General features: G+C 65.8%; 18 protein-coding genes. 10 read left to right on the top strand and 8 right to left on the bottom strand.

Features of this window, described 5'->3' with window-relative positions:
* The first annotated feature begins 127 nt into the window (after positions 1-127).
* On the top strand, positions 128-391 hold the full coding sequence (locus D4Q52_RS02370) for a hypothetical protein (RefSeq protein WP_119854944.1): 264 nt from the start codon (positions 128-130) through the stop codon (positions 389-391).
* Between the two features lie 58 nt (positions 392-449).
* Here the strand turns inward: D4Q52_RS02370 and D4Q52_RS26385 are convergent, their stop codons facing one another.
* Positions 450-605: a hypothetical protein gene (locus tag D4Q52_RS26385; protein WP_182915208.1), complete on the bottom strand. Its 156-nt coding sequence runs from the start codon at positions 603-605 to the stop codon at positions 450-452.
* Between the two features lie 265 nt (positions 606-870).
* Positions 871-2,211 carry a dihydroorotase gene (locus D4Q52_RS02365; protein WP_119854943.1) on the bottom strand — a complete coding sequence of 447 codons (1,341 nt, stop codon included), beginning with the start codon at positions 2,209-2,211 and terminating at the stop codon, positions 871-873.
* Positions 2,212-2,373: 162 nt separating this feature from the next.
* Here D4Q52_RS02365 and D4Q52_RS02360 point away from each other — a divergent pair, with 162 nt between their 5' ends.
* The 6 genes from D4Q52_RS02360 to D4Q52_RS02335 all read left to right on the top strand — a co-directional run bounded on the left by D4Q52_RS02360 (position 2,374) and on the right by D4Q52_RS02335 (position 9,263).
* Entirely contained in the window at positions 2,374-3,255 is an 882-nt protein-coding gene (locus D4Q52_RS02360) for a YgfZ/GcvT domain-containing protein (protein ID WP_119854942.1), read from the top strand.
* On the top strand, positions 3,252-3,947 hold the full coding sequence (locus D4Q52_RS02355; protein ID WP_119854941.1) for a DNA-3-methyladenine glycosylase I: 696 nt from the start codon (positions 3,252-3,254) through the stop codon (positions 3,945-3,947). The genes D4Q52_RS02360 and D4Q52_RS02355 overlap by 4 nt, the downstream gene beginning before the upstream one ends.
* Positions 3,948-4,241: 294 nt before the next feature.
* Positions 4,242-4,865, top strand: a complete 624-nt coding sequence (locus D4Q52_RS02350; RefSeq protein ID WP_119854940.1) for a YfbR-like 5'-deoxynucleotidase — start codon at positions 4,242-4,244, stop codon at positions 4,863-4,865.
* Positions 4,866-4,995: 130 nt separating this feature from the next.
* Positions 4,996-5,502, top strand: coding sequence for a tyrosine phosphatase family protein (locus tag D4Q52_RS02345; protein WP_119854939.1), 507 nt, complete (start codon positions 4,996-4,998; stop codon positions 5,500-5,502).
* 10 nt (positions 5,503-5,512) lie between these two features.
* Complete coding sequence (locus D4Q52_RS02340; RefSeq protein ID WP_182915207.1) at positions 5,513-6,517, top strand: NUDIX hydrolase; 1,005 nt, start codon at positions 5,513-5,515, stop codon at positions 6,515-6,517.
* A gap of 55 nt (positions 6,518-6,572) precedes the next feature.
* Positions 6,573-9,263: a DUF2339 domain-containing protein gene (locus tag D4Q52_RS02335; protein WP_119854938.1), complete on the top strand. Its 2,691-nt coding sequence runs from the start codon at positions 6,573-6,575 to the stop codon at positions 9,261-9,263.
* A 171-nt stretch (positions 9,264-9,434) separates the two neighbouring features.
* Here the strand turns inward: D4Q52_RS02335 and D4Q52_RS02325 are convergent, their stop codons facing one another.
* The 4 genes from D4Q52_RS02325 to D4Q52_RS02310 all read right to left on the bottom strand — a co-directional run bounded on the left by D4Q52_RS02325 (position 9,435) and on the right by D4Q52_RS02310 (position 13,464).
* On the bottom strand, positions 9,435-10,238 hold the full coding sequence (locus D4Q52_RS02325) for an alanyl-tRNA editing protein (RefSeq protein WP_119854936.1): 804 nt from the start codon (positions 10,236-10,238) through the stop codon (positions 9,435-9,437).
* Between the two features lie 114 nt (positions 10,239-10,352).
* On the bottom strand, positions 10,353-11,309 hold the full coding sequence (locus tag D4Q52_RS02320; RefSeq protein WP_119855132.1) for a PLP-dependent cysteine synthase family protein: 957 nt from the start codon (positions 11,307-11,309) through the stop codon (positions 10,353-10,355).
* Positions 11,310-11,428: 119 nt separating this feature from the next.
* Positions 11,429-12,523, bottom strand: a complete 1,095-nt coding sequence (locus D4Q52_RS02315) for a serine O-acetyltransferase (protein WP_182915206.1) — start codon at positions 12,521-12,523, stop codon at positions 11,429-11,431.
* An 8-nt stretch (positions 12,524-12,531) separates the two neighbouring features.
* A complete protein-coding gene (locus D4Q52_RS02310; protein ID WP_119854934.1) occupies positions 12,532-13,464 on the bottom strand; it encodes a DMT family transporter in 933 nt (310 codons plus the stop codon).
* Between the two features lie 649 nt (positions 13,465-14,113).
* On the opposite strand from D4Q52_RS02310, the gene D4Q52_RS02305 reads away from it, so the two are divergent.
* Positions 14,114-15,484 (top strand): PLP-dependent aminotransferase family protein, encoded by a 1,371-nt coding sequence (locus tag D4Q52_RS02305; protein ID WP_119854933.1) that lies wholly within the window; start codon positions 14,114-14,116, stop codon positions 15,482-15,484.
* A gap of 26 nt (positions 15,485-15,510) precedes the next feature.
* Here D4Q52_RS02305 and D4Q52_RS02300 read toward each other — a convergent pair whose 3' ends face one another.
* Together D4Q52_RS02300 and D4Q52_RS02295 are read right to left on the bottom strand one after the other, a co-directional pair.
* A complete protein-coding gene (locus D4Q52_RS02300; protein WP_119854932.1) occupies positions 15,511-16,077 on the bottom strand; it encodes a hypothetical protein in 567 nt (188 codons plus the stop codon).
* Between the two features lie 99 nt (positions 16,078-16,176).
* Positions 16,177-17,163 (bottom strand): MDR family oxidoreductase, encoded by a 987-nt coding sequence (locus tag D4Q52_RS02295; RefSeq protein ID WP_119854931.1) that lies wholly within the window; start codon positions 17,161-17,163, stop codon positions 16,177-16,179.
* A gap of 309 nt (positions 17,164-17,472) precedes the next feature.
* Between D4Q52_RS02295 and nadA the strand changes: the two genes are divergently transcribed.
* Both nadA and D4Q52_RS02285 read left to right on the top strand, forming a co-directional pair.
* Positions 17,473-18,585, top strand: a complete 1,113-nt coding sequence (gene nadA, locus D4Q52_RS02290; protein WP_119855131.1) for a quinolinate synthase NadA — start codon at positions 17,473-17,475, stop codon at positions 18,583-18,585.
* 103 nt (positions 18,586-18,688) lie between these two features.
* A complete protein-coding gene (locus D4Q52_RS02285) occupies positions 18,689-20,311 on the top strand; it encodes an L-aspartate oxidase (RefSeq protein WP_119854930.1) in 1,623 nt (540 codons plus the stop codon).
* The last annotated feature ends 22 nt before the right edge of the window (positions 20,312-20,333 follow it).

Here is a 20,333-nt window from a genome sequence, read left to right as displayed (position 1 = left end):
AGACACCCGGCGTTTCTGCGAGGCCGTTAACCTTTCTTAAAGAACTGCCTTAGCCCGTGGCGACGCGCGTGATAGCATTTCGGGATCGCCGATCCGCAGTGGGTCGCGCCCTACCTTGTTGAGATTCATGAGCGTCACGACTTATCCGCACGATCACGACCTGCAGGCAGACCGCGAGCAGAAGCAGACGGCGCTGGGCTATCTGAGCGAAGCCTGGGCCGAGGCTCTTCACGACGGCGTCGACGGCGACTGCCTGGCGCAGGCGAGCCTGTTCACCGCTTTTGCGGAACTGGTCGGCACCTATGGCGAGGACGCCGTGGCCAAATTCGTCGAAGGCCTGCCTGGACGTGTACGCAACGGCGAGTTTTCGGTGGCGCTCGCCAAACAGTAGCCGGCGTCGGCAGACATCCGTTTTCACACTGGCGACTTGGTCCCGCGGCGGAGAGCGCTTAGTTGCGCGCGAACGCCTGCAGGCCCTTGAAGGTCAGCCGTTTCGGATCCTTCACACCGGCCAGATAGAACCGGCGAATTGATTCGGTGACGGCGGTGCGATCACATCCGGTCAAGGCGACAATGGCATCGACCGCGGTCTTTTGAGCTTCCATCTGGAATCTCCCTCAAGCGTATCGGTCACTCGACGACCCGGCGATCGTTGCGACTTCGGAAGGCTGCGCCTCATTCGTTGATTTGCTGTTAACCAACGCTCCCAACCCGCTTCGGGGTGCGCGTCCCGAATCGTGCTGCGATCATCGTTGAAGATGGTCGCGGCGGGGATACGCAGAATCCCGGACTGCGGTTCCACGTCGCAGGCAAAATCCGATGCGGTATTGTGTCCGCTGTGCTGCGGAGGCCACGCCGTTCGGGTAGGTCTCAGCCTTGGAACTTAAGCGTCTCCAGGAAGCGCACCGGCTCGCCGGTCGAGGGCGCGGTCAGTTCGCCCTGCCACATCACCTTGGCGCCGCGCACGAAGGTGCCGACCGGCCAGCCTGTCACCTGCATGCCGTGATACGGCGTCCAGCCGGCGCGCGACGCGACCCAGTCGTCGGTGATGATTTCACTGCGCTTGAGATCGACCACCGTGAAGTCGGCGTCGTAGCCGGCGGCGATGCGGCCCTTGCAGGCGATATTGAACAGCCGCGCCGGGCCGGCGCTGGTAAGATCGACGAAGCGCGCCAGCGACAGCCGGCCGGCGTTGACGTGATCCAGCATGGTCGGCACCAACGTCTGTACGCCGGTCATGCCCGAGGGCGACGCCGGATAGGTCTTGGCTTTCTCTTCGAGCGTGTGCGGCGCGTGATCGGAGCCGAGCACATCGACCACGCCCTGCGCCAGGCCGTACCACAAGCCTTCCTGATGCCAGGCGTCGCGCACCGGCGGATTCATCTGCGCCTTGGTGCCGAGCCGCTCGTAGCATTCCGGCCCGACCAGCGTCAGGTGATGCGGCGTCACTTCGACCGAGGCGACGTCCTTGTGGTCGCGCAGAAACTCCATCTCCTGACGGGTGGAGATGTGCAGCACGTGGATGCGTTTGCCGGTCTCGCGCGCGAGCGCCACCAGCCGCTGCGTCGCCTGCAGCGCCGCGACGTCGTCGCGCCACACCGGATGCGAGCGCGGATCGCCCTCGATGCGCTCACCCTTGCGGTCGTTGAGACGATACTCATCCTCGGCGTGGAAGGCGGCGCGGCGCTGAATCACCGACAGAATGCGCTTCAGGCTCGGATCGTCTTCGACCAGCAGGCTGCCGGTCGACGAGCCGATGAACACCTTGACGCCGGCGCAGCCGCGGGCCCGCTCGAGCTTCGGCAATTCCTCGACATTGTCGCGGGTGCCGCCGATGAAAAACGCGAAGTCGCAATGCATGCGATGCTCTGCGCGCGCGACTTTGTCGGTGAAGGTCTCTTCGGTCACTGTCAGCGGATTGGTGTTCGGCATTTCGAACACCGCGGTGACGCCGCCCATCACGGCGCTGCGCGAGCCGGTCTCGAGGTCTTCTTTGTGGGTCAGGCCCGGCTCGCGGAAATGCACCTGGGTGTCGATCACCCCCGGCAGCACGTGCAGGCCGCGGCAGTCGATCGTCTCGCCGGCCTGCGATGGGTCGAACGAACCAAGCGCCGCGATCCGGCCGTCCTTGATGCCGATGTCGCCGACGCTTGCGCCGTCCTGATTAACGATGGTGCCGCTCTTGAGAATGGTGTCGAACGTGCCGGTCATGGGTCCTCGAAAGCTTGTCGGCGACGCCTTGTGCACGGCTTGTTGCATAAGCCTTGTTGCGCCCGGCCTGGCCGCTTACCTTGGGCAGTCATAGCCGGCCCGGGCGCCTTCCGCAAAGCGCGATCCTGGCCGTCATTTCAGGCAAATCCGACCGGAATTTCGATGAAGGCGACATTTCTCCCCGATCGCGGCGTGATCAAGATCAGCGGCCCCGACGCACGGCACCTGCTCAACGGCCTGGTCACAACCGACCTTACCAAGCTCGTGCCTGGGCAGGGCCGATTCGGCGCGCTGCTGACGCCGCAGGGCAAGATCGTCGCCGATTTCTTCATCACCGAAATGACGGCAGAAGATGACGGCGGCTTCCTGCTCGACTGTCCGAAGACGCTGGCCGAGCCGCTCGCCACCAAGCTGAAATTCTACAAGCTGCGCGCCAAGGCGCTGATCGAAAACCTCTCCGACCGGCTCGGCGTGCTGGCGCTGTGGGACGGCGTCCCGGCGCAGCCGCCGGAGATGGGCTTTGCCGATCCGCGGGCCGAGGGGCTCGGCTGGCGCATCATCGTGCCGGAATTGCTGGCGGGCGCGACGGCGGAAGCGCTCGGCGCCGAGATGGCCGCCACGGCCGACTACGATGCGCATCGCATCGCTTGCGGCGTCCCGTCCGGCGGTGTCGATTTCGGCTACGCTGATGCATTCCCGCACGAAGCCAATATGGACCGGTTGCACGGCGTCGATTTCACCAAGGGTTGCTACATCGGCCAGGAAGTCGTGTCGCGGATGCACCATCGCGGCACAGCGCGAACCCGCATCGTCCGCGTGACCTCCGATGGCGCCGCCCCGCCGCCCGGCAGCGACATCACGGCCGGCGACAAGATCGTCGGCACCATGGGCTCGTCAGCGAACGGTCGCGGGCTGGCGCTGCTGCGGATCGACCGCGTCGCCGAGGCGCGCGAGGCTGGACTGCCGCTCAGCGCCGGCGGCGCCAAGTTGCTGATTGCCGATCCGAACGACCTCGTGCCGGCGCAGCGCAGGACCGGCACATGAGCCGCGGTCCGCGCACCGGCGCCGACGGCATCGTCCGCTGCCCGTGGCCGGGCGAAGATCCGCTCTATGTCGCGTATCACGACACCGAGTGGGGCGTGCCGGAATACGACGACCGCGCATTGTTCGAGAAACTGATCCTCGACGGTTTCCAGGCCGGCTTGTCGTGGATCACCATCCTGCGCAAGCGCGACAATTTCCGCCGCGCCTTCGATGATTTCGACCCGGCCAAGATCGCCCGCTACGACGCGGGCAAAATCGCCGAGCTGATGAATGACGTCGGTATCGTGCGCAACCGCGCCAAGATCGAAGGCACGATCAGCAGCGCCAAGGCCTGGCTGAAGATCCAGGAGGAAGGCCCGGGCTTCTCGAAGCTGCTGTGGGACTTCGTCGGTGGCGCCCCGAAGGTCAACGCCTTCAAGACCACGGCTGGCGTGCCGGCCTCGACGCCGCTATCCGTGAAGATCTCGAAGGATCTGGCAGCCCGCGGATTCAAGTTCGTCGGCCCGACCATCGTCTACGCCTTCATGCAGGCGGTCGGCATGGTCAACGATCATCTGGTCGATTGTCACTGCCACGCGCGCTGCGGGCAGATGAAAAAGCCGACGAGGCGATCCACGGCGCCGACACGGGCAAGCCGTCTCAGCGGCGCTCGGCAACCCGCTTCATCACCAGCGCCGAAAGGCTCACGATGACCTCTCTCAGCGACTCGTTTTCCTGCTGTAGATCACGCACACTCGCACCATGAACCTGCATCGTTGACTTGGTAACAGCCTGTGGAGACCCGTGCTTGGCCTCTGATCGTTCCGCCGCACGGCGACCGGTCATTTCCATGACTTCCCCCTGTCGTACACACCGCCCGCCCACATGCCCCAGAGCTAATCATGGGATCGTGCAAAACCCGGGCCTTGACCGTGGCTTAGTTGGGGCAACGCTGCCTATATGCAGTCATCGGTTGTTGGTTCGACTAAGTTCTAATATATGGCCACATGACTGTTAACCAATCCTTAAAAGAGCGCGTTTGGCAGCGGATGCTGTCGGGACGGCGGCTGGATCTGCTCGCGCCTTCGCCGCTCGATGTCGAGATCGCCGACATCGCCCATGGGCTTGCGCGTGTCGCCCGATGGAACGGCCAGACCAGCGGCACACATATCTTCTCGGTGGCGCAGCATACGCTGCTCGTCGAGGCGGTGATGCGTCAGAAGAATCCGCGGATTGACGCGCGGCTGCGCCTTGCTGCGCTGCTGCACGATGCGCCCGAATATGTCGTCGGCGACATGATTTCTCCGTTCAAGGCGGTGATCGGCGAGTCCTACAAGAGCGTCGAAAAGCGGCTGCTGGGCGCTATTCACATTCGCTTCGGGCTGCCGGCGGTACTCGACGAGTCGATCGAGCGGCAGATCAAGGCGGCCGATCGCGGCGCTGCCTATCTGGAGGCGACTTGCCTCGCCGGATTCACCAAGGCGGAGGCCAAACGGTTGTTCGGCAATGATCCGGCGCTGCCGGCGAGCGTGCAGGACGATTACCTGACGCCGTGGTCGGCCGGAAAGGCCGAGAAGCGCTTCCTCGCGCGGTTCGAATCGCTCTGCGGAAAACCTGGGGCAACCAGCTAACGCCGAAGCTGCGCGGCTAAATTGCGCGACCTGCTCCCGGCGGCGTCCACAGACGGCGACCGCTGGCGTCATCGCGCTTTCACCGCCACCGGCGCAGGATTAAGATCGCCTGCAACTTTCGGAAGGCCTCATGATCCACGTTTGCTCGCTCGCAGCCCTGCACCCGACCGTCGCGGCGACCGGCGCCAGCCATATTCTGTCGGTGATGGCCAATGTCGGCCAGGTGCAGCGGCCCGCTTCGGTGCTTGAGGTCAATCATCTGCGGATCTCGATGGACGACATCACCGAGCACATGGAAGGCTTCGTCGCGCCGAACGAAACCCATGTCGCCGACCTGCTCAATTTCGTCCGCGGCTGGGACCGCGCGGCGCCGCTGGTGGTGCATTGCTATGCGGGCATCAGCCGCTCGACTGCGAGCGCGTTCGCGGCCGCCTGCGCGCTCAACCCGCATCGCGACGAACTGACGATCGCGCGAAAGATCCGCGAGGCCTCGCCAAGCGCCTTCCCGAACCGGCTGATCGTAACGCTCGCCGACCGCGCGCTCGGCCGCGAGGGCCGGATGCTGCGGGCGCTGGACGCGATCGGACCGGGCGATCTTGGCGTCGAAGGCCGGCCATTCCGCGTCGACCTCGAATGACCTGGGCCGCATGAGCGATACGATGTCGAGCGTCGACAAGCTTACTGGCGACAGCCCGCCGATCCCGATCGAGATCGGACTAACCGCCGCGATCGTCGCGATGGACGCCAACGAGCCGCTGATCCTGACGGCGTCCGGCGGCAGCAGCGGCCTCGGCCTCCCCTACGGCCCGTTCGATGCGATCTCGCATCGGACGCTGGAGATCGGGCTGCGCGCCTGGGTCGAGGAGCAGACCGGGCTGCGGCTCGGCTATGTCGAGCAGCTCTACACCTTCGGCGACCGCGGCCGCCACGCGCGGATCGGCGATACGGAGGTCCACGTCGCCTCGATCGGTTATCTGGCGCTGACCCGCGCGGTCGACAACGCCTCGCGGGCCGCCGGCGCGACCTTCGAGCCGTGGTATCGCTTCTTTCCGTGGGAAGACTGGCGCGAGCACCGGCCGGCGATTATCGAACGCGACATCATCCCCGAACTCACCGCCTGGGCCGCGCAGATCGAACAGCCCGACACCGCGCGGGCACTCGCCCGCAAGGACCGGGTCCGGCTGTATTTCGGCGTCGACGGCGCGCAGTGGGACGAAGAGCGCGTGCTCGACCGCTATGAACTCTTGTACGAAGCCGGCCTGATCGAAGAGGCGCGGCGCGACGGCCGGCCGGCTGCGCTGTCTCGCGCCAAGCTGCCGCCGCTCGGCGTCGCGATGCGGTTCGATCATCGCCGCATCCTCGCCACCGCGATCGCGCGGCTGCGCGCCAAGCTGAAGTATCGCCCGGTGGTGTTCGAACTGCTGCCGCCGGAATTCACCCTCACGGAATTGCAGCACACCGTCGAGGCGATTTCCGGCCGCCATCTGCACAAGCAGAATTTTCGGCGGCTGGTCGAAGCCGCCAAGCTGGTCGAACCAACCGGCGAGATGTCGACACGAACAGGCGGACGTCCCGCCGCGCTGTTTCGTTTCCGCCGCGAAGTGCTGCAGGAGCGCCCCGCCCCCGGGCTGCGCGTGCGCGGCCGCCGCTGAGATCATATAACGTCGGCGACCTGCCCTGCGGCCGGGCCGCTCGCCTGGAGAGACCATGTTCGAACTGCTGTCGCTCGTGATCGCCATCGTCGCCCTGGTGCTGGCACGCAAGGCGAACACCCGCTCGCTCATTCTGCAGGCGCGGATCGACGCGCTGCAGGCCGGCCAGCCGCTGACGGCGAAACCGGACGTCGCCGCTGCTGCGGCGCCGGCAGCGCAAGCCCCCGTCCACAGCGAAGCGCCGCCCGCGCCCGGGCTTCAGCCCGAACTAATTGCGGCCGCTGCGGCGACGTCCGCCGAGCCAGCTCCGTCGGCAACCGAACGACCGGCCGCCGCTGCCATGCCGCCCGAGGCCGCGAGCGCGCCGGTCGCCAGGCCCGGCTTCGAAGAACGCATCGGCACCCGCTGGGTGGTATGGGTCGGCGGCCTGACGCTGGCGCTCGGCGGCTTCTTCATGGTGCGCTACTCGATCGAGCAAGGACTGCTCGGCCCCGGCGTGCGCGTGCTACTCGGCGGCCTGTTCGCGCTGGCGCTGCTCGGCGCCGGCGAGTGGACGCGGCGCAAGGAAGACATCACCAACATCCGCGCGCTGCCAATCGCCAACATCCCGGCGATCCTCACCGCCGCCGGCACTGCGGTGGCATTCGCCACCGTCTATGCCGCCTACGCATTGTACGACTTCCTAGCGCCCGCCAGCGCCTTCATCCTGCTCGGCCTGGTGGCGCTCGGCACGCTCGCGGCGGCGCTGCTGCATGGTCCGGCGCTGGCCGGGCTCGGCGTCGTCGCCGGCTTCGTCACGCCGCTCCTGGTGTCGTCGGACAAGCCGGACTACTGGGCCCTCTACATCTATCTCGCAGTGCTTACTGCGGCTTCATTCGGCCTCGCGCGGATCCGGTTGTGGCGCTGGCTGGCGATCACGACGAGCTTACTGGGATTGTTCTGGACGCTGGCGGGGCTCGCGGGCTCGCCGCTGGGACCGCTTGCCTTCCACGTCATTGCCGTCTTCGCGCTCGCCTCGACCTTGGTGGTTGGCGGCCTGTTGTTCGGACCGCCGCAGGACGATGGCAGGATCGAGCCGGTGTCATCGGGCTCGCTCGGCGCCGTCCTGCTGGCGACAGCGTTCGTCGTCGTCGGCGAAGGCCACTCCGACCCGGCGATAATCGTGTTCGCGCTGCTGGTCGCGGCCACGCTCGGCATCGCTTGGCGCGCGGCGTCCGCAACTGGCGCGGTCGCGGCGGCGGCGGTGCTGGCCGCGCTGGTGTTCCTGCTGTGGGTGGCGCGAAGCGCGCCCGAACTGTTGGTGCTGCAGGGCGCGCCGCTGCCCGGCATCGACGCCGATCCGCTCGCCGGTGCGGTGACGACGCATTTGATCGTGGCCGCGTTGTTCGCGCTCGGCTTCGGCGGCGCCGGCCTGCTGGCGCAAGGCCGAGCTAACAACGCCGCAGTGCCGGTGGTGTGGGCGGCGGCAGGTGTCTTCGCGCCGCTGGCGCTGCTGATCGCGCTGTATGCACGGATCGCGCATCTCGATCGCTCGATCCCGTTCGCGATCGTGGCGGTGCTGCTCGCCGCCGCCTTCGGCGCCGCCACCGAAGCGCTCAACAAGCGCGCGCAGCGGCCCGGCCTCGCGATCTCCACCGCGCTCTACGCCACCGGCACGCTCGGCGCCTTGGCGCTGGCGCTGACTTTCGCGCTGGAGAAGGGCTGGTTGACGATCGCGCTGGCGCTGATGAGCGCCGCCACCGCCTGGATCTCGCTGCAGCGGCCGATCCCGTTCCTGCGCTGGCTCGCCGCGATCCTCGCCGCCATCGTGGTGGCGCGGATCGGCTGGGAGCCGCGCATCGTCGGCGATGCGGTCGGCACCACGCCGATCTTCAACTGGCTGCTGTGGGGCTATGGCGTGCCGGCGGCATCGTTCTGGCTGGGTAGCTTCTGGCTGCGCCGGCGCGGCGACGACGTGCCCTTGCGCATGATCGAATCCGCCGCAATCCTGTTCACCGTGCTGCTGACGTTCATGGAAATCCGGCACGCGGTGAATGGCGGCGACGTCTATCGCGACAATGCCGGGCTCACCGAGATCGCCCTGCAGGTGTGCGCAACGCTTGCGATGGCGATCGGTCTGGAGCGGCTGCGCCGTCGCAGCCGCAGCATCGTGCATAACGTCGCTGCGGTACTGCTCGGCATCTATGCCGCGCTTGGCAGCGTGTTCGGTCTGTTGCTTTGGGCCAATCCAGCACTGTGGTCGACCTATATCGGCGGACTGATCATCAACCTGCTGCTGCTCGGCTACGCGCTGCCAGCCGTGCTGGCGCTGCTGCTGTCTTACGCGGTCGCCGGCGCGCGGCGCCCTGCTTACGGCAACAGCTTCGCGGGCCTCGCGCTGCTGCTCGGCCTGGCTTACGTTACGCTGCAGGTGCAGCGCGTGTATCACGGCCCGATCCTGGCAGTCGGCGACACCAGCGATGCCGAGCAATACACTTACTCGGTAGCGTGGCTGATATGCGGCGTGCTGCTGCTCGGCGCCGGACTGCTGTTCAACTCGCAGCGCGCGCGGCTGGCGTCGGCCGCGGTCATCGGGCTGACGATCTGCAAGGCCTTCCTGATCGACATGTCGACATTGACCGGCGTCTACCGGGCATTGTCGTTCATGGGCCTGGGACTGGTACTCGTCGCGATCGGCTGGTTGTACCAGCGCATCCTGTTTCGGTCACGACCAGCGCCGCAGGCGCAGCAGATGCAGACGGAGTGACAGGCCTGCGAAGTAACAAGCCTGCGTTATCTCGGCAGCCTCTTCCCGTCATGCCCGGCCTTGTGCCGGGCATCCACGCCTTGCTGACGGCGACGCAGAAAAGGCGTGGATGGCCGGGACAAGCCCGGCCATGACGCGTGGAGAGGCACGGGGCCAAATCAACGAACGGCTCTAGCCACCGCCAGCAGGAAAGCCGCCCTGGCTGTGATCGATCGACGCCCGGCTTCGACCGGCGATCGCCGTTGGTCGCTCAGATGCAGTGGTGAGCGCAATCTTGACCCGCCTGTTGCGTCGGCCCTTCTTCTCCACGCTAGTCACCGCGAGACCTGCGATCTCGCCCGTCGATCGCACATGGGTGCCGCCGCACGGTTGCCGGTCGACCTCCCCGATGCTCACCAATCGAAGCAGCCGGTCGTTACGCGGGGGCGGCGCTTGCACCGTCCGCACCAGCGAGGGTTGGGCCAACAGCTCGTCCGCGGTCTGGTACTGGATCTCGACCTCCAAATCTCGTCGGACGAGCGCATTGAGACGGTCGGTCGAGACCTGACGATCGAGGGACGTCTCGAGGTCGAAATCCAGGCGGCCGTACTCCGGATAGATCGCGCAGCCCGTCACCGGCGCATCGACGAGACTGCACAGCAGATGCAACGAGGTGTGGAGACACATCAGCCGGTATCGTCTTTCCCAGTCGATGCGGGCCAGCACCTTGGCGCCGATCAAGCTCCGGTCCGGCGGCGTCGCGAGAACATGGGCGATCCGGAGACGGCCGGGGATGTACTGAGTATTCGTGACCAGCAGCGGCGCGCCGCCGTCCAGGACGAGTTCGCCGATATCACCCGGCTGGCCGCCACTTTCCGCGTAGAAAATCGTTTTCTCGAGACATACCGCCCCATCGGACTGATCGACGATGGTGGTTTCCACTTCTCGAACGTAAGCATCGCTTTCGTATAACTTGATCGTTGGGACGATGGTCATGGCGCCTCGGCTGCGGACGAAGGTCACGTTGTGCGAAAATGCAGGCGGCCGGTTTTCACGGCGCTGCAGGGACGAGCCGATCGGTCGAACTCCATCGATGCCGCCGACTCGCGATCAAATTGCATCGAGGTAGTCGGAGACATGATCATAAGCCATGCATAAGATCCGCGTGCCGGGCTCAGACGTCGCCGCCATCTTGAGGCAGCCCGCGATGTTCGCTCCGCTCGACAACCCCACCCCGATCCCTTCGTATTGCATAAGAAGCCGAACACTCGCCAAAGCCTCCTCGTCGAAGACGTCGACGAAGTGATCGACGATGCCGAGATCAAGATTTTTCGGCACACGCCCGATGGCAGTGGCCTGAATGCGATGCGAGCTGAAGACGTTTGCGCGGAAGTCACACCTCTCCGGCTGAACGAGGCAGATCGCGACGTTCGGCCAAACCTCTTTGAGCACGCGCCCGATGCCCGTGATATGTCCGCCGGAGCCAGCACCAGCGACCAAGACATCGATGGGGGCGTGGCGAAAGGCGGCTACGATCTCCCGACCGGTCGATTCGTAGTGTGCCTGGACATTGATCGGATTGGTGAGTTGATCCGGCATGAACCAGCCCGGATTGCACTCGAGCAGCTCTTGAGCCAGCCTGAAATGACTGTCGCGCCCCAGCCGTGAATCGGAGAGACGAACGTCGGCTCCATAGGCTCGAAGGAGTTTGATTTTATCTTTGCTGTAGTTGTCAGGAACGGCGAGAACCAGCCGATAGCCGAGCAGATTTGCTGCGATTGCAAGTCCAATGCCGGTATTCCCGCCGGTCCCCTCCACGATAGTCTGGCCGCTCCCGCGGGTGAGTACGCCCCGTTTCTCGGCATCCATCACCATGGCGAGGGCAATCCGCGCCTTGTGGCTGCCGCCGGGGTTGAAATATTCCAGCTTCATGAACACCGCGGCAGCCAAACCATGGCTCGCTGTCAAGCGATCGAGCCGGACCGTCGGCGTGTTACCGAGAAGTCCCGCGATGCTGTCGACGACGGCGGGTGCGCGAATGCAGTGAGCGGCCGATAGTTCCAGCATTGTCGCGTTCACTCCAAAAAATATTACCACTGTGATACACTCAAACATCGTTGCTACGCCGTCATCTCAGTCGCGCATTCGCACGCGAGGGACGGCGCAGCGAGTTGCCGCCGCATCGCTTAGTCAACTCTTTGACTGTCACCGCCTGACTTCGCTTCCTGCCACCACCTCGCAGACGACCATGCCGCGTCGCGCGTCCAATCTGCTTCATGCTGATTCGTCGGCGATAATGGTGCATTGGCCAAGTCGGCCGAGATCGGCTCAGGACGTTGAAGCCGGTGCACATCCAATACGAGTGCGCGCTTGCCGCCGTCTTCGAGCAGCAAGTGAGCTCGCGGCACTCGGCGCAGCACGGCATCCAGCTCATGCGCGTCCGCGGACCAGACGAGGAGACCGCCATCTCGGCCGATCTGATGGATCGGCAGCGACGCCAACACCTCGTCGTCCTCGGTCACCACGGACAGCGAAGGCTTCGCCGCACCATTGGTTTGCAAGACGAGCATATTTCCATAACGAACGATGCCGCGAACTACGAGGGGCTCCGCGGATTTGTCTCGGGCATGCAGATGATCCGTCTTGTGCTGACAGATCTGCAGCTGATTGATGATCACAACCTTCGAGTTGGCCGGAATGTCCTGAGTGACGGTAGAATAGGGAGCGATGAAGCAATCGTCTCCGATCGTGACATTTCCCAAGATCCGTGCATGGCCGCCGACCTCGACGCGGTCACCCAGCGTCGGATGGCGCTTCCCGGATGCATTGTTGGCGATGCCACGCGCCCCCAGAATGGCGCAGCCGAGCAGATAGCAATCCTGACCGATGATGGTGGTTTCGCCGATCACCGTCCCCCATCCGTGATCGAGCACAAAGCGCGGCCCGATATGGGCGGCCGGATGAATGTCGATGCCCGTTTCAAGGAATGCCGCCGATGAGAGCTTCTCGGCCAACTCGCGCCAACGGGGAAACAGAGCGTGCGCGATCCGGTGAAACATGATGCATTTGAACGAGGGGCGGCTCGTCATGATGACGTTGAGGCGACCGCGAGAAGCAGGGTCTTTGGACTCGTACGCAATCCCATCTTCGACGATGAGCCTCAGCGCGTCCTTGTGTAGCGAAGGGTCATCCGCGAGCGCGGCGAATGCGGAGGGCCCGACGACAAGGCCGACCTCCTTCTCCGCGATATCGTTCGCCACCTTGAGCAAATGGTCACGCATGATTGACCTCATTTCTGGCCGAGTTTCGCGACATAGAGCCCAGCCAGACAGACGGCTGCACCGAGGAGTTCGATAGGTCCCATGGTCTCGCCGAACAGTGGCCAGGCGAACAGCGCCGCCACGATGGGCTGCATCAACACCAGCACCGACGACAGGCTGGCGGGAATGTAGCGCAGGCACGCGGCAAGCAGCCCCTGTCCGCCGAGATGCGCGAGGAGCGCGAGTCCGAGGAGTGGCCAGAGTTCGAGGAGGGAGACAGGCGACAGGCGGCGCTCGAAGATCAACGCCAGCGGGACGAGGACGGACAGCGTCCCGAAGCTCGTCAGATACATGATCCGGCCGGGGGCGATCGTGCGCCGCAGACCGCTGACTAACAGCAGATAGGAGCCGTAGAACAACGCCGTCATCAGAGCCAGCATGTCGCCGAACAACGATCCGGCGCCGGCGCCCAATTTGGGAGACAACAGCATGATGACTCCGGATAGAGCGATCACGAACCCGATCACGAATAGCCGGGTGATCGTCTCGCGATATGCGAGCCACGCTGCGGGCACGACGACGAACGGGACCAGATTGGCGAGCAAGTTGGCGTTCGCCACGGTCGTGTAGTGAAAGGAGATATTCCAAAACGCCAGATCGAGACCAAGGCAGGCGCCCGCCAGCCACAGCAGCATCATCTGGTTGGCATTCACCGGACGGTCTGCAGCTTGGTCGCTTCGCCGTTCCAACGCCTGCCACACATACGCCAACGGCAGCGCCAGACCGATGCGCCACGCCCCGGTCGCGATCGGATCAACAGCGCTGAGCTTGACGAATATGCCGCCGGTGGCCAGGCAGCAGACCGCCACGACAAGACCGGCGAACGCGAGTGGGACGCGAGATCTTATCGCTTCGATCCGAATACTGGTGATCGTCGCGGAAGCGGTTGCGAACAAAGTCATGGGCCAGCCATCGCATTAAATTGAGATCGGACGCCGCGGCTGCGGTCGCCCGTTTCGTCTCATTCGGGCCTGTCAGCCGGAGAGAGCGGGCCCTGCTCCGACGCGACAGGTGTCTCCAGGCAAACGACAACCGTGCTCTGGCGAGGTCGCGCAGAACCGCGATCACCGCCGGAGATACTTCGTGCTCCGATTGCCGTAGCGCTTAGAGCGCTTCATCGTTTGATCGAAACGCGATCGACCTTTCCGCCGGCACTCAGTCATCATCCTGAGGAGCCCGGCGAAGTCGGGCGTCTCGACGGATGGCGCCACGCATCCCATGCGGCCCATAATTCGAGACGGCGCTACGCGCCTGCTCACCATGAGGTTGTGCTGGTGGCAGTCTCGATCGTCAGCACCGAGTCCGTGACCAACAGAACCGCTCAGAGAGTTCGTGTCAGTGACAAGTCAGACCGGGACTGTCTCCCGAGAGACCCCGAGCGCGACAGGCGGATCCCTGCCAGAAGACGGCCAGGATGTTGTCATGCGACCTCCTGCTCGACGGCTTCACCACAACCTTTTTCCTGGTCGATACCGACACTGCGACCAGAGGTTGCTTTGTATCATCCGCAGCGGCATTGTTTGGGTCAATCGAAACATTGTATGGCAAACAATGTGGACGCCAGACCTTACCGGCAGAAGCCCCGTTCGCTACGTCGCCATCGTCGAGGCTCTCGCCGCAGCGATCGCGGACGGAGTGTTACGGCCGGGCGACCAGCTCCCGACCCACCGCGACCTCGCCTGGTCCCTCAAGGTCAATGTCAGCACAGTCTCGCGGGCCTACGCCGAGGCCACCCGCCGACATCTGATTTCCGGCGAGGTCGGCCGCGGGACCTATGTGTTGTCGGAAAGCCGCGAAGCGGCACTGTTCGCGCTGAAGGAGCCGAACGATGACTCCACTCTGCAAGTCATCGACCTGTCCACGAATATTCCGGCGACCGACCCAGCAGCGACGGACCTCGATCTGGCGCTGCTGGACATCGCCGGCCATGGCAGACTTGCCTCCGCGCTCCGCCATCCCACGCCAGCCTTGATCGCCCGCATCCGCGTGACCGCAGCCAGTTGGATCGCCGCGCGCGGCCTTGAACTGCGTCCCACGGACATTCTGCCGACCGCTGGCGCGCAGCAGGCCCTGCTCGCGGTCCTGCTCACGATCTGCAACGCCGGTGAACCGGTGCTGGTCGAGGAATTGACCTTTCCAGGTATCAAGGCATTGGCCCGCCAGCTCGGCCTGCCGCTGCATGGCGTCGCGATGGACGCACAGGGCATGATCCCCGAGGCGCTCGACCGGGTGGCACGCGCGACCTCGGCGCGCGTTGCCGTTCTGGTGCCTGCGCTGCAGAACCCGACCGGCGCGACCATGAGCGAGGCGCGGCGCGCGGAGCTCGCCCAGGTCGCCGAGCGCCGCGATCTGCAGATCATCGAGGACGATGTCTACGGCACCCTGGCGGCGACCCCGCCAATGGCAGTGTTGCTGCCCGGCCGGTGCACGCTGGTTACCAGCTTCTCGAAGTCCGTTGCCGCGGGCTTGCGCTTCGGACTCATCGCGGGTGCCGGGCCGGCCGCCCGGGCCGTTGCGGCCGAGCCGCAGTCGACACTCTGGCCGCTGGCGCCATTGATGGCGGAGATCGCATGCCGCTGGATCGAGGACGGGACCGCACTGCGCCGCGCCAAATGGCAGCGCGACGAGGTGGCCGTGCGTCACCGGCTCGCCTGCCGACTGTTGCCGAACGGGCGAACGGTATCGTCGAGGCCGTCGCCGCACGCGTGGCTCGCGGTGCCGCCGGAGATGGCGGATCCCATCGCCGCATGCCGAGCCGTCGGCGTCGATGTCGTCTCGGCCTCGACCTTCGCGGTCACCCGCGAGGCGCCCGCTCGGATACGCATCAGCCTGACCGCAGCCGAGACGCGCGCCGAACTCAGCCGCGCATTGGACCGCCTCGCAGCCATCGGAATAACGTGGCCGTCGGCTTTTGAAACGTGAAGCGGATGGGATTGCCGGCTGTTGCTTCAGTCCGTCGAGCGGCGCAGCTCGGGCGCGGCTTCGACCTTCGGCGCTTCCAGACGCGTGGCTTCGACACGGGGCGTCGGCACGCTGGCGACGACTTCCTTCGGGGTGGCATCGGCCGAGCGGGCCGGGCGCGGGGCGCGCGGCTGACGGGCGAGCGCACGGGCCATCATCATCTGGCCCGTGCCCTGATGGCGGAAGTCGCAATAGGCGAAGCCCATGCCGGACACCGAGCCGCGGAAGCTGCGCTCGCTGGTCTTGTCGAGATTGAAGCAGGGATCGAACGGGATGCCCTTGATGGATGCGCAGATCGCCTGTCCGCGCACCTGCAGGGTATTGCCGGGGAGCCGCATGAAGCGGTTCGGCCCGGAGCCGGAAAACTGCACCGAGCCGGCAGCGCCGCCGTCGTCGAATACACGGCCGGCGCCGCGGGTGCCGTCAAAGCAGGTGAAGGCGAATACCTTGCCGGAGACGAACCTGCGCGCTTCGTCCGCGTTCATCGATCCTGCCATCGCCGGCAGAACGGTGGCGCCAGCCATCAGGGCTCCGTAAACGAAACGCACGAACATGCCTGAACTCCTACTGGCGCGGGGTTTCTGCCGTTAACCCGCTCCTTACCATACAAACTGCGGCAACATTGGCGCAGCTTGGTTGGTAAAGTCTGAACGCTACGCAATTTTCACCACGATTCGGCCGCGGACCTGGCCGGCCAGAACTTTCGCGCCGGTGTCGATCACCTGGTCGAGGCCGATTTCCTGAGTCATCTGTTCGAGTTTGGCGGGGTCGAGGTCGGTGGCGAGCCGGCTCCAGGCCTGCTGACGGTCCGGCAGCGGGCACATGACAGAGTCGATGCCGTAAAGACACACGCCGCGCAAAATGAACGGTGCCACCGACGCCGGCAGGTCCATGCCGCCGGCGAGGCCGCACGCCGCGATGGCGCCGCGATACTTGGTCATCGCCAGCAGATTGGCCAGCGTGGTCGAGCCGACGCTGTCGATGCCGCCGGCCCAGCGCTCCTTGCCGAGCGGCTTGCCGGGGGCGGACAGTTCGTTGCGGTCGATGATCTCGGTGGCGCCGAGCTCGCGCAGATAGGCTTCTTCGGAAGTGCGGCCGGTCGAGGCGATGACCTGATAGCCGAGCTTGGACAACAGCGCGATCGCCACCGAGCCGACGCCGCCGGCGGCGCCGGTGACCACGATCGGGCCATCCTTGGGTGACAGCCCGTGCTTCTCCAGCGCCAGCACGCTGAGCATCGCGGTGTAGCCGGCGGTGCCGACCGCCATCGCCTGCCGCGCGCTGATGCCGTCCGGCAGCCGCACCAGCCAGTCGCCCTTCACCCGGGCCTTCTCCGCATAGGCGCCTAGATGGGTCTCGCCCATACCCCAGCCGTTGCAGACGACCTTGTCGCCGGCCTTCCACGACGGATGGCTGCTATCAAGCACGGTGCCGGCGAAGTCGATGCCCGCAATCATCGGGAAGCGGCGCACCACCGGCGATTTGCCGGTGACGGCAAGGCCGTCCTTGTAGTTCACCGTCGACCACTCGACCGCGACGGTGACGTCGCCGTCCATCAGCTCGGCCTCGTCGAACTGCGTCAGCGCTGCCGTGGTCCCCTTCTCCGCCTTGTCGATGCGGATCGCCTTGAACGTCGCCATGTCGCTCCCCTTGAAACTGTTCTTGCTGCCGGTGGCAGAGTTAGAGAAAGCCGCGCCCTGCTGTAAAGGGCGCGTTGCAGCGCAGCGATGCAGTTGGGGTTCTAATCTGCCCCGTTCGCCCTTTGGGCCACTGGCGGAACCCCCGACTGCATGCTATATTTGATTTGCTCGAACTGAGAATAAGTGGACTGCCGCGGCGGGACGCTGCGGGATACCAACCGATGACTGCCAATGCCGGCCCACAGTGGCCGGATTTCTCGGAACATATATATGCTCATTTGGAGCATATTAGACATGCGGGAGGCTGAGATGCCGCTTGCCGGATTATACGGGCCCGAAAACTTCAGCCAACCGGCCCATGGCCGTGAGGCTCTCCGTCGCCGCGCCGTTCCGACGCCGTCCGAGACCGCGCGCGCGCTGCCGATGCCTTCGCTGGACTGGACGCCCGCGGTCGAGGCCGCAACCGCGCATCTGTATGCGCGCGTGCAGAATGTGATCCCGCCGGTCGAGTGGCCGTTCATGGCGCCCTACGTCAAGGCCATCAACGAGCTGAAGCGCGAGCGCGACGCCGTGATCCTGGCGCACAACTACCAGACGCCTGAAATCTTCCACTGCGTCTCCGACATCGTCGGCGACTCGCTGCAGCTGGCGATCGAAGCCACCAAGGTGAAGGCCTCGACCATCATCCAGTGCGGCGTGCACTTCATGGCCGAGACCTCGAAGATCCTCAGCCCGGAGAAGCGCGTGCTGATTCCGGATTCGCGCGCCGGCTGCTCGCTGGCCTCGAGCATCACCGGCGCCGATGTGCGTTTGTTGCGTGAGAAATTCCCCGGCGTGCCGGTGGTGGCGTACGTCAACACCTCGGCGGAAGTGAAGGCCGAGGTCGATATCTGCTGCACCTCGTCCAACGCCGTGCAGGTGGTTGAGAGCCTCGGCGCCGACCGCGTCATCATGGTGCCGGATCAATATCTCGCGCGCTACGTGGCGTCGCAGACGAAAGTGAAGATCATCGCCTGGAAGGGCGCCTGCGAAGTCCACGAGCGCTTCACCGGCGACGAACTGCGCGTCTATCGCGAGGCCGATCCGAGCGTGAGCATCATCGCGCATCCGGAATGCCCGCCGGACGTGCTGGCCGAGGCCGACTTCACCGGCTCGACCGCGCATATGATCAACTGGGTGAAGACCAAGCACCCCAAGCGCGTGGTGATGATCACCGAGTGCTCGATGGCCGACAACGTCCAGGCCGAGCTGCCCGATGTCGAGATGGTCCGGCCGTGCAATCTGTGCCCGCACATGAAGCGGATCACGCTGGCGAAGATTCTCGACAGCCTGGTGCACCTGCGCGAGGAAGTGACGGTCGATCCCACGCTGATCGCGCCGGCGCGGCGCTCCGTGAAGCGGATGATCAATTTGAAGAACTGACGCCGCAGCTCACGGCGAAGCGGACGACGGCGCCTCTGTGCGATCTCCGGCCGTCGTCCGCGCAAGTGCGTTCGCGAGACAGCGTGTGAGAGTTGGATCGCCGATGAGGAACACTCCCGATTTTGCATCGCTCGGCCGCCACGGCGATATCGTCATCGTCGGCGGCGGCCTTGCCGGGCTGTTCTGCGCGCTTAATCTGGCGCCGCGGCCGGTGACGGTGATCAGCGCCGCACCGCTTGGCGAAGGCGCCTCGACCGCCTGGGCGCAAGGCGGCATCGCCGCCGCGGTCGGCGAAGGCGACAGCGCGGAATCGCACGCCGCCGACACCATCGCGGTCGGTGCCGGCATCGTCGATGAAGCCGTCGCGCTCGGGCTGGCGCGCGAGGCGGCGCCGCGCATTCACGATCTGCTGGAGTACGGCGTGCCGTTCGACCGCGATCTCGAAGGCCGGCTCGCGGTGGCACGCGAAGCCGCGCATTCGGCGCGCCGCATCGTGCATGTGCGCGGCGACATGGCCGGGCAAGCGATCATCACCGCGCTGACGCAGGCGGTGCGCGCGACGCCGTCGATCCGCGTGCTGGAAGGCTGGAGCGCCGAGGCGCTGCTGACTGACGGCGGCGCCGTCAGCTGCCTGCAGTTGCGCAAGGTCGGCGCACCGTCCGCGCCGGTGCTGATCGCCGCGTCTGCCGTGGTGCTCGCCACCGGCGGCATCGGTCATCTTTATGCGGTGACCACCAATCCGGCCGAAGCCTCCGGCCAGGGGCTGGCGATCGCGGCGCGCGCGGGCGCGCTGATCGCCGATCCGGAGTTCGTGCAGTTTCATCCGACCGCCATCATGGTCGGCCGCGATCCGGCGCCGCTCGCCACCGAGGCGCTGCGCGGCGAAGGCGCGACGCTGATCAACGGCGCCGGCGAGCGCTTCATGCCGGCGCTGCATCCGCTCGCCGAACTGGCGCCGCGCGACATCGTCGCCCGCGGCGTGTTCGCCGAAGTCGCCGCCGGCCGCGGCGCATTCCTCGACGCCACGCAGGCGCTCGGCGCAAAGTTCGCGCAGGAATTTCCGACCGTGTATCAAAGCTGCGTCGCGGCCGGCATCGATCCGGCGACGCAGCCGATCCCGATCGCGCCGGCGGCGCATTACCACATGGGCGGCATCGCGGTGGATCAGCACGGCCGCAGTTCGCTGCATGGCCTGTGGGCGGCGGGCGAAGTGTCGTCGACCGGCGCGCACGGCGCCAACCGGCTTGCGTCGAACTCACTGCTCGAAGCGGTGGTGTATGCGGCGCGGATCGCGGAGGATCTTGCGGGACGCGAGCTCCGGGCCGCGCCAGCGTCGTTCGATTGCGCGCAGCTGGCGAGCGACGGCGCGCATGATCCGGCGCAAGAGCAAGGCCTGCGCATGCTGATGTCTGCCAAAGTTGGAGTGATCCGCGAGCGTAGCGGACTGATTGACGCGGTGCGCGCCCTGGCGGCGCTGGAGCGCGACGCCGCCTCGCCTGCGCTCGCCAACCGCGCGATCGCCGCGCTGCTGGTCGCAACCGCCGCACTGGCGCGCACCGAAAGCCGCGGCGCGCATTATCGCTCGGACTATCCGGCCGAAGATCCGGCGCAGGCGAAGCGAACGCTCACCACGCTCGCCGAGGCCCGCGGGCGCGCCGCCGCGCTGATGACCGACAGCGCCGTCATCCTGCCGTTTCCCAGCCAGCCGCAGACCGCGCTGGTCTGACATCCTCATCCGCCTGCTGGAG

Origin of the sequence: Rhodopseudomonas palustris (assembly GCF_003591005.1) — a bacterium.
Lineage (GTDB): Bacteria > Pseudomonadota > Alphaproteobacteria > Rhizobiales > Xanthobacteraceae > Rhodopseudomonas > Rhodopseudomonas palustris_K.
Note: the sequence above shows the minus strand (reverse complement) of the source record. Positions and strands in the feature narration are given on the sequence as shown.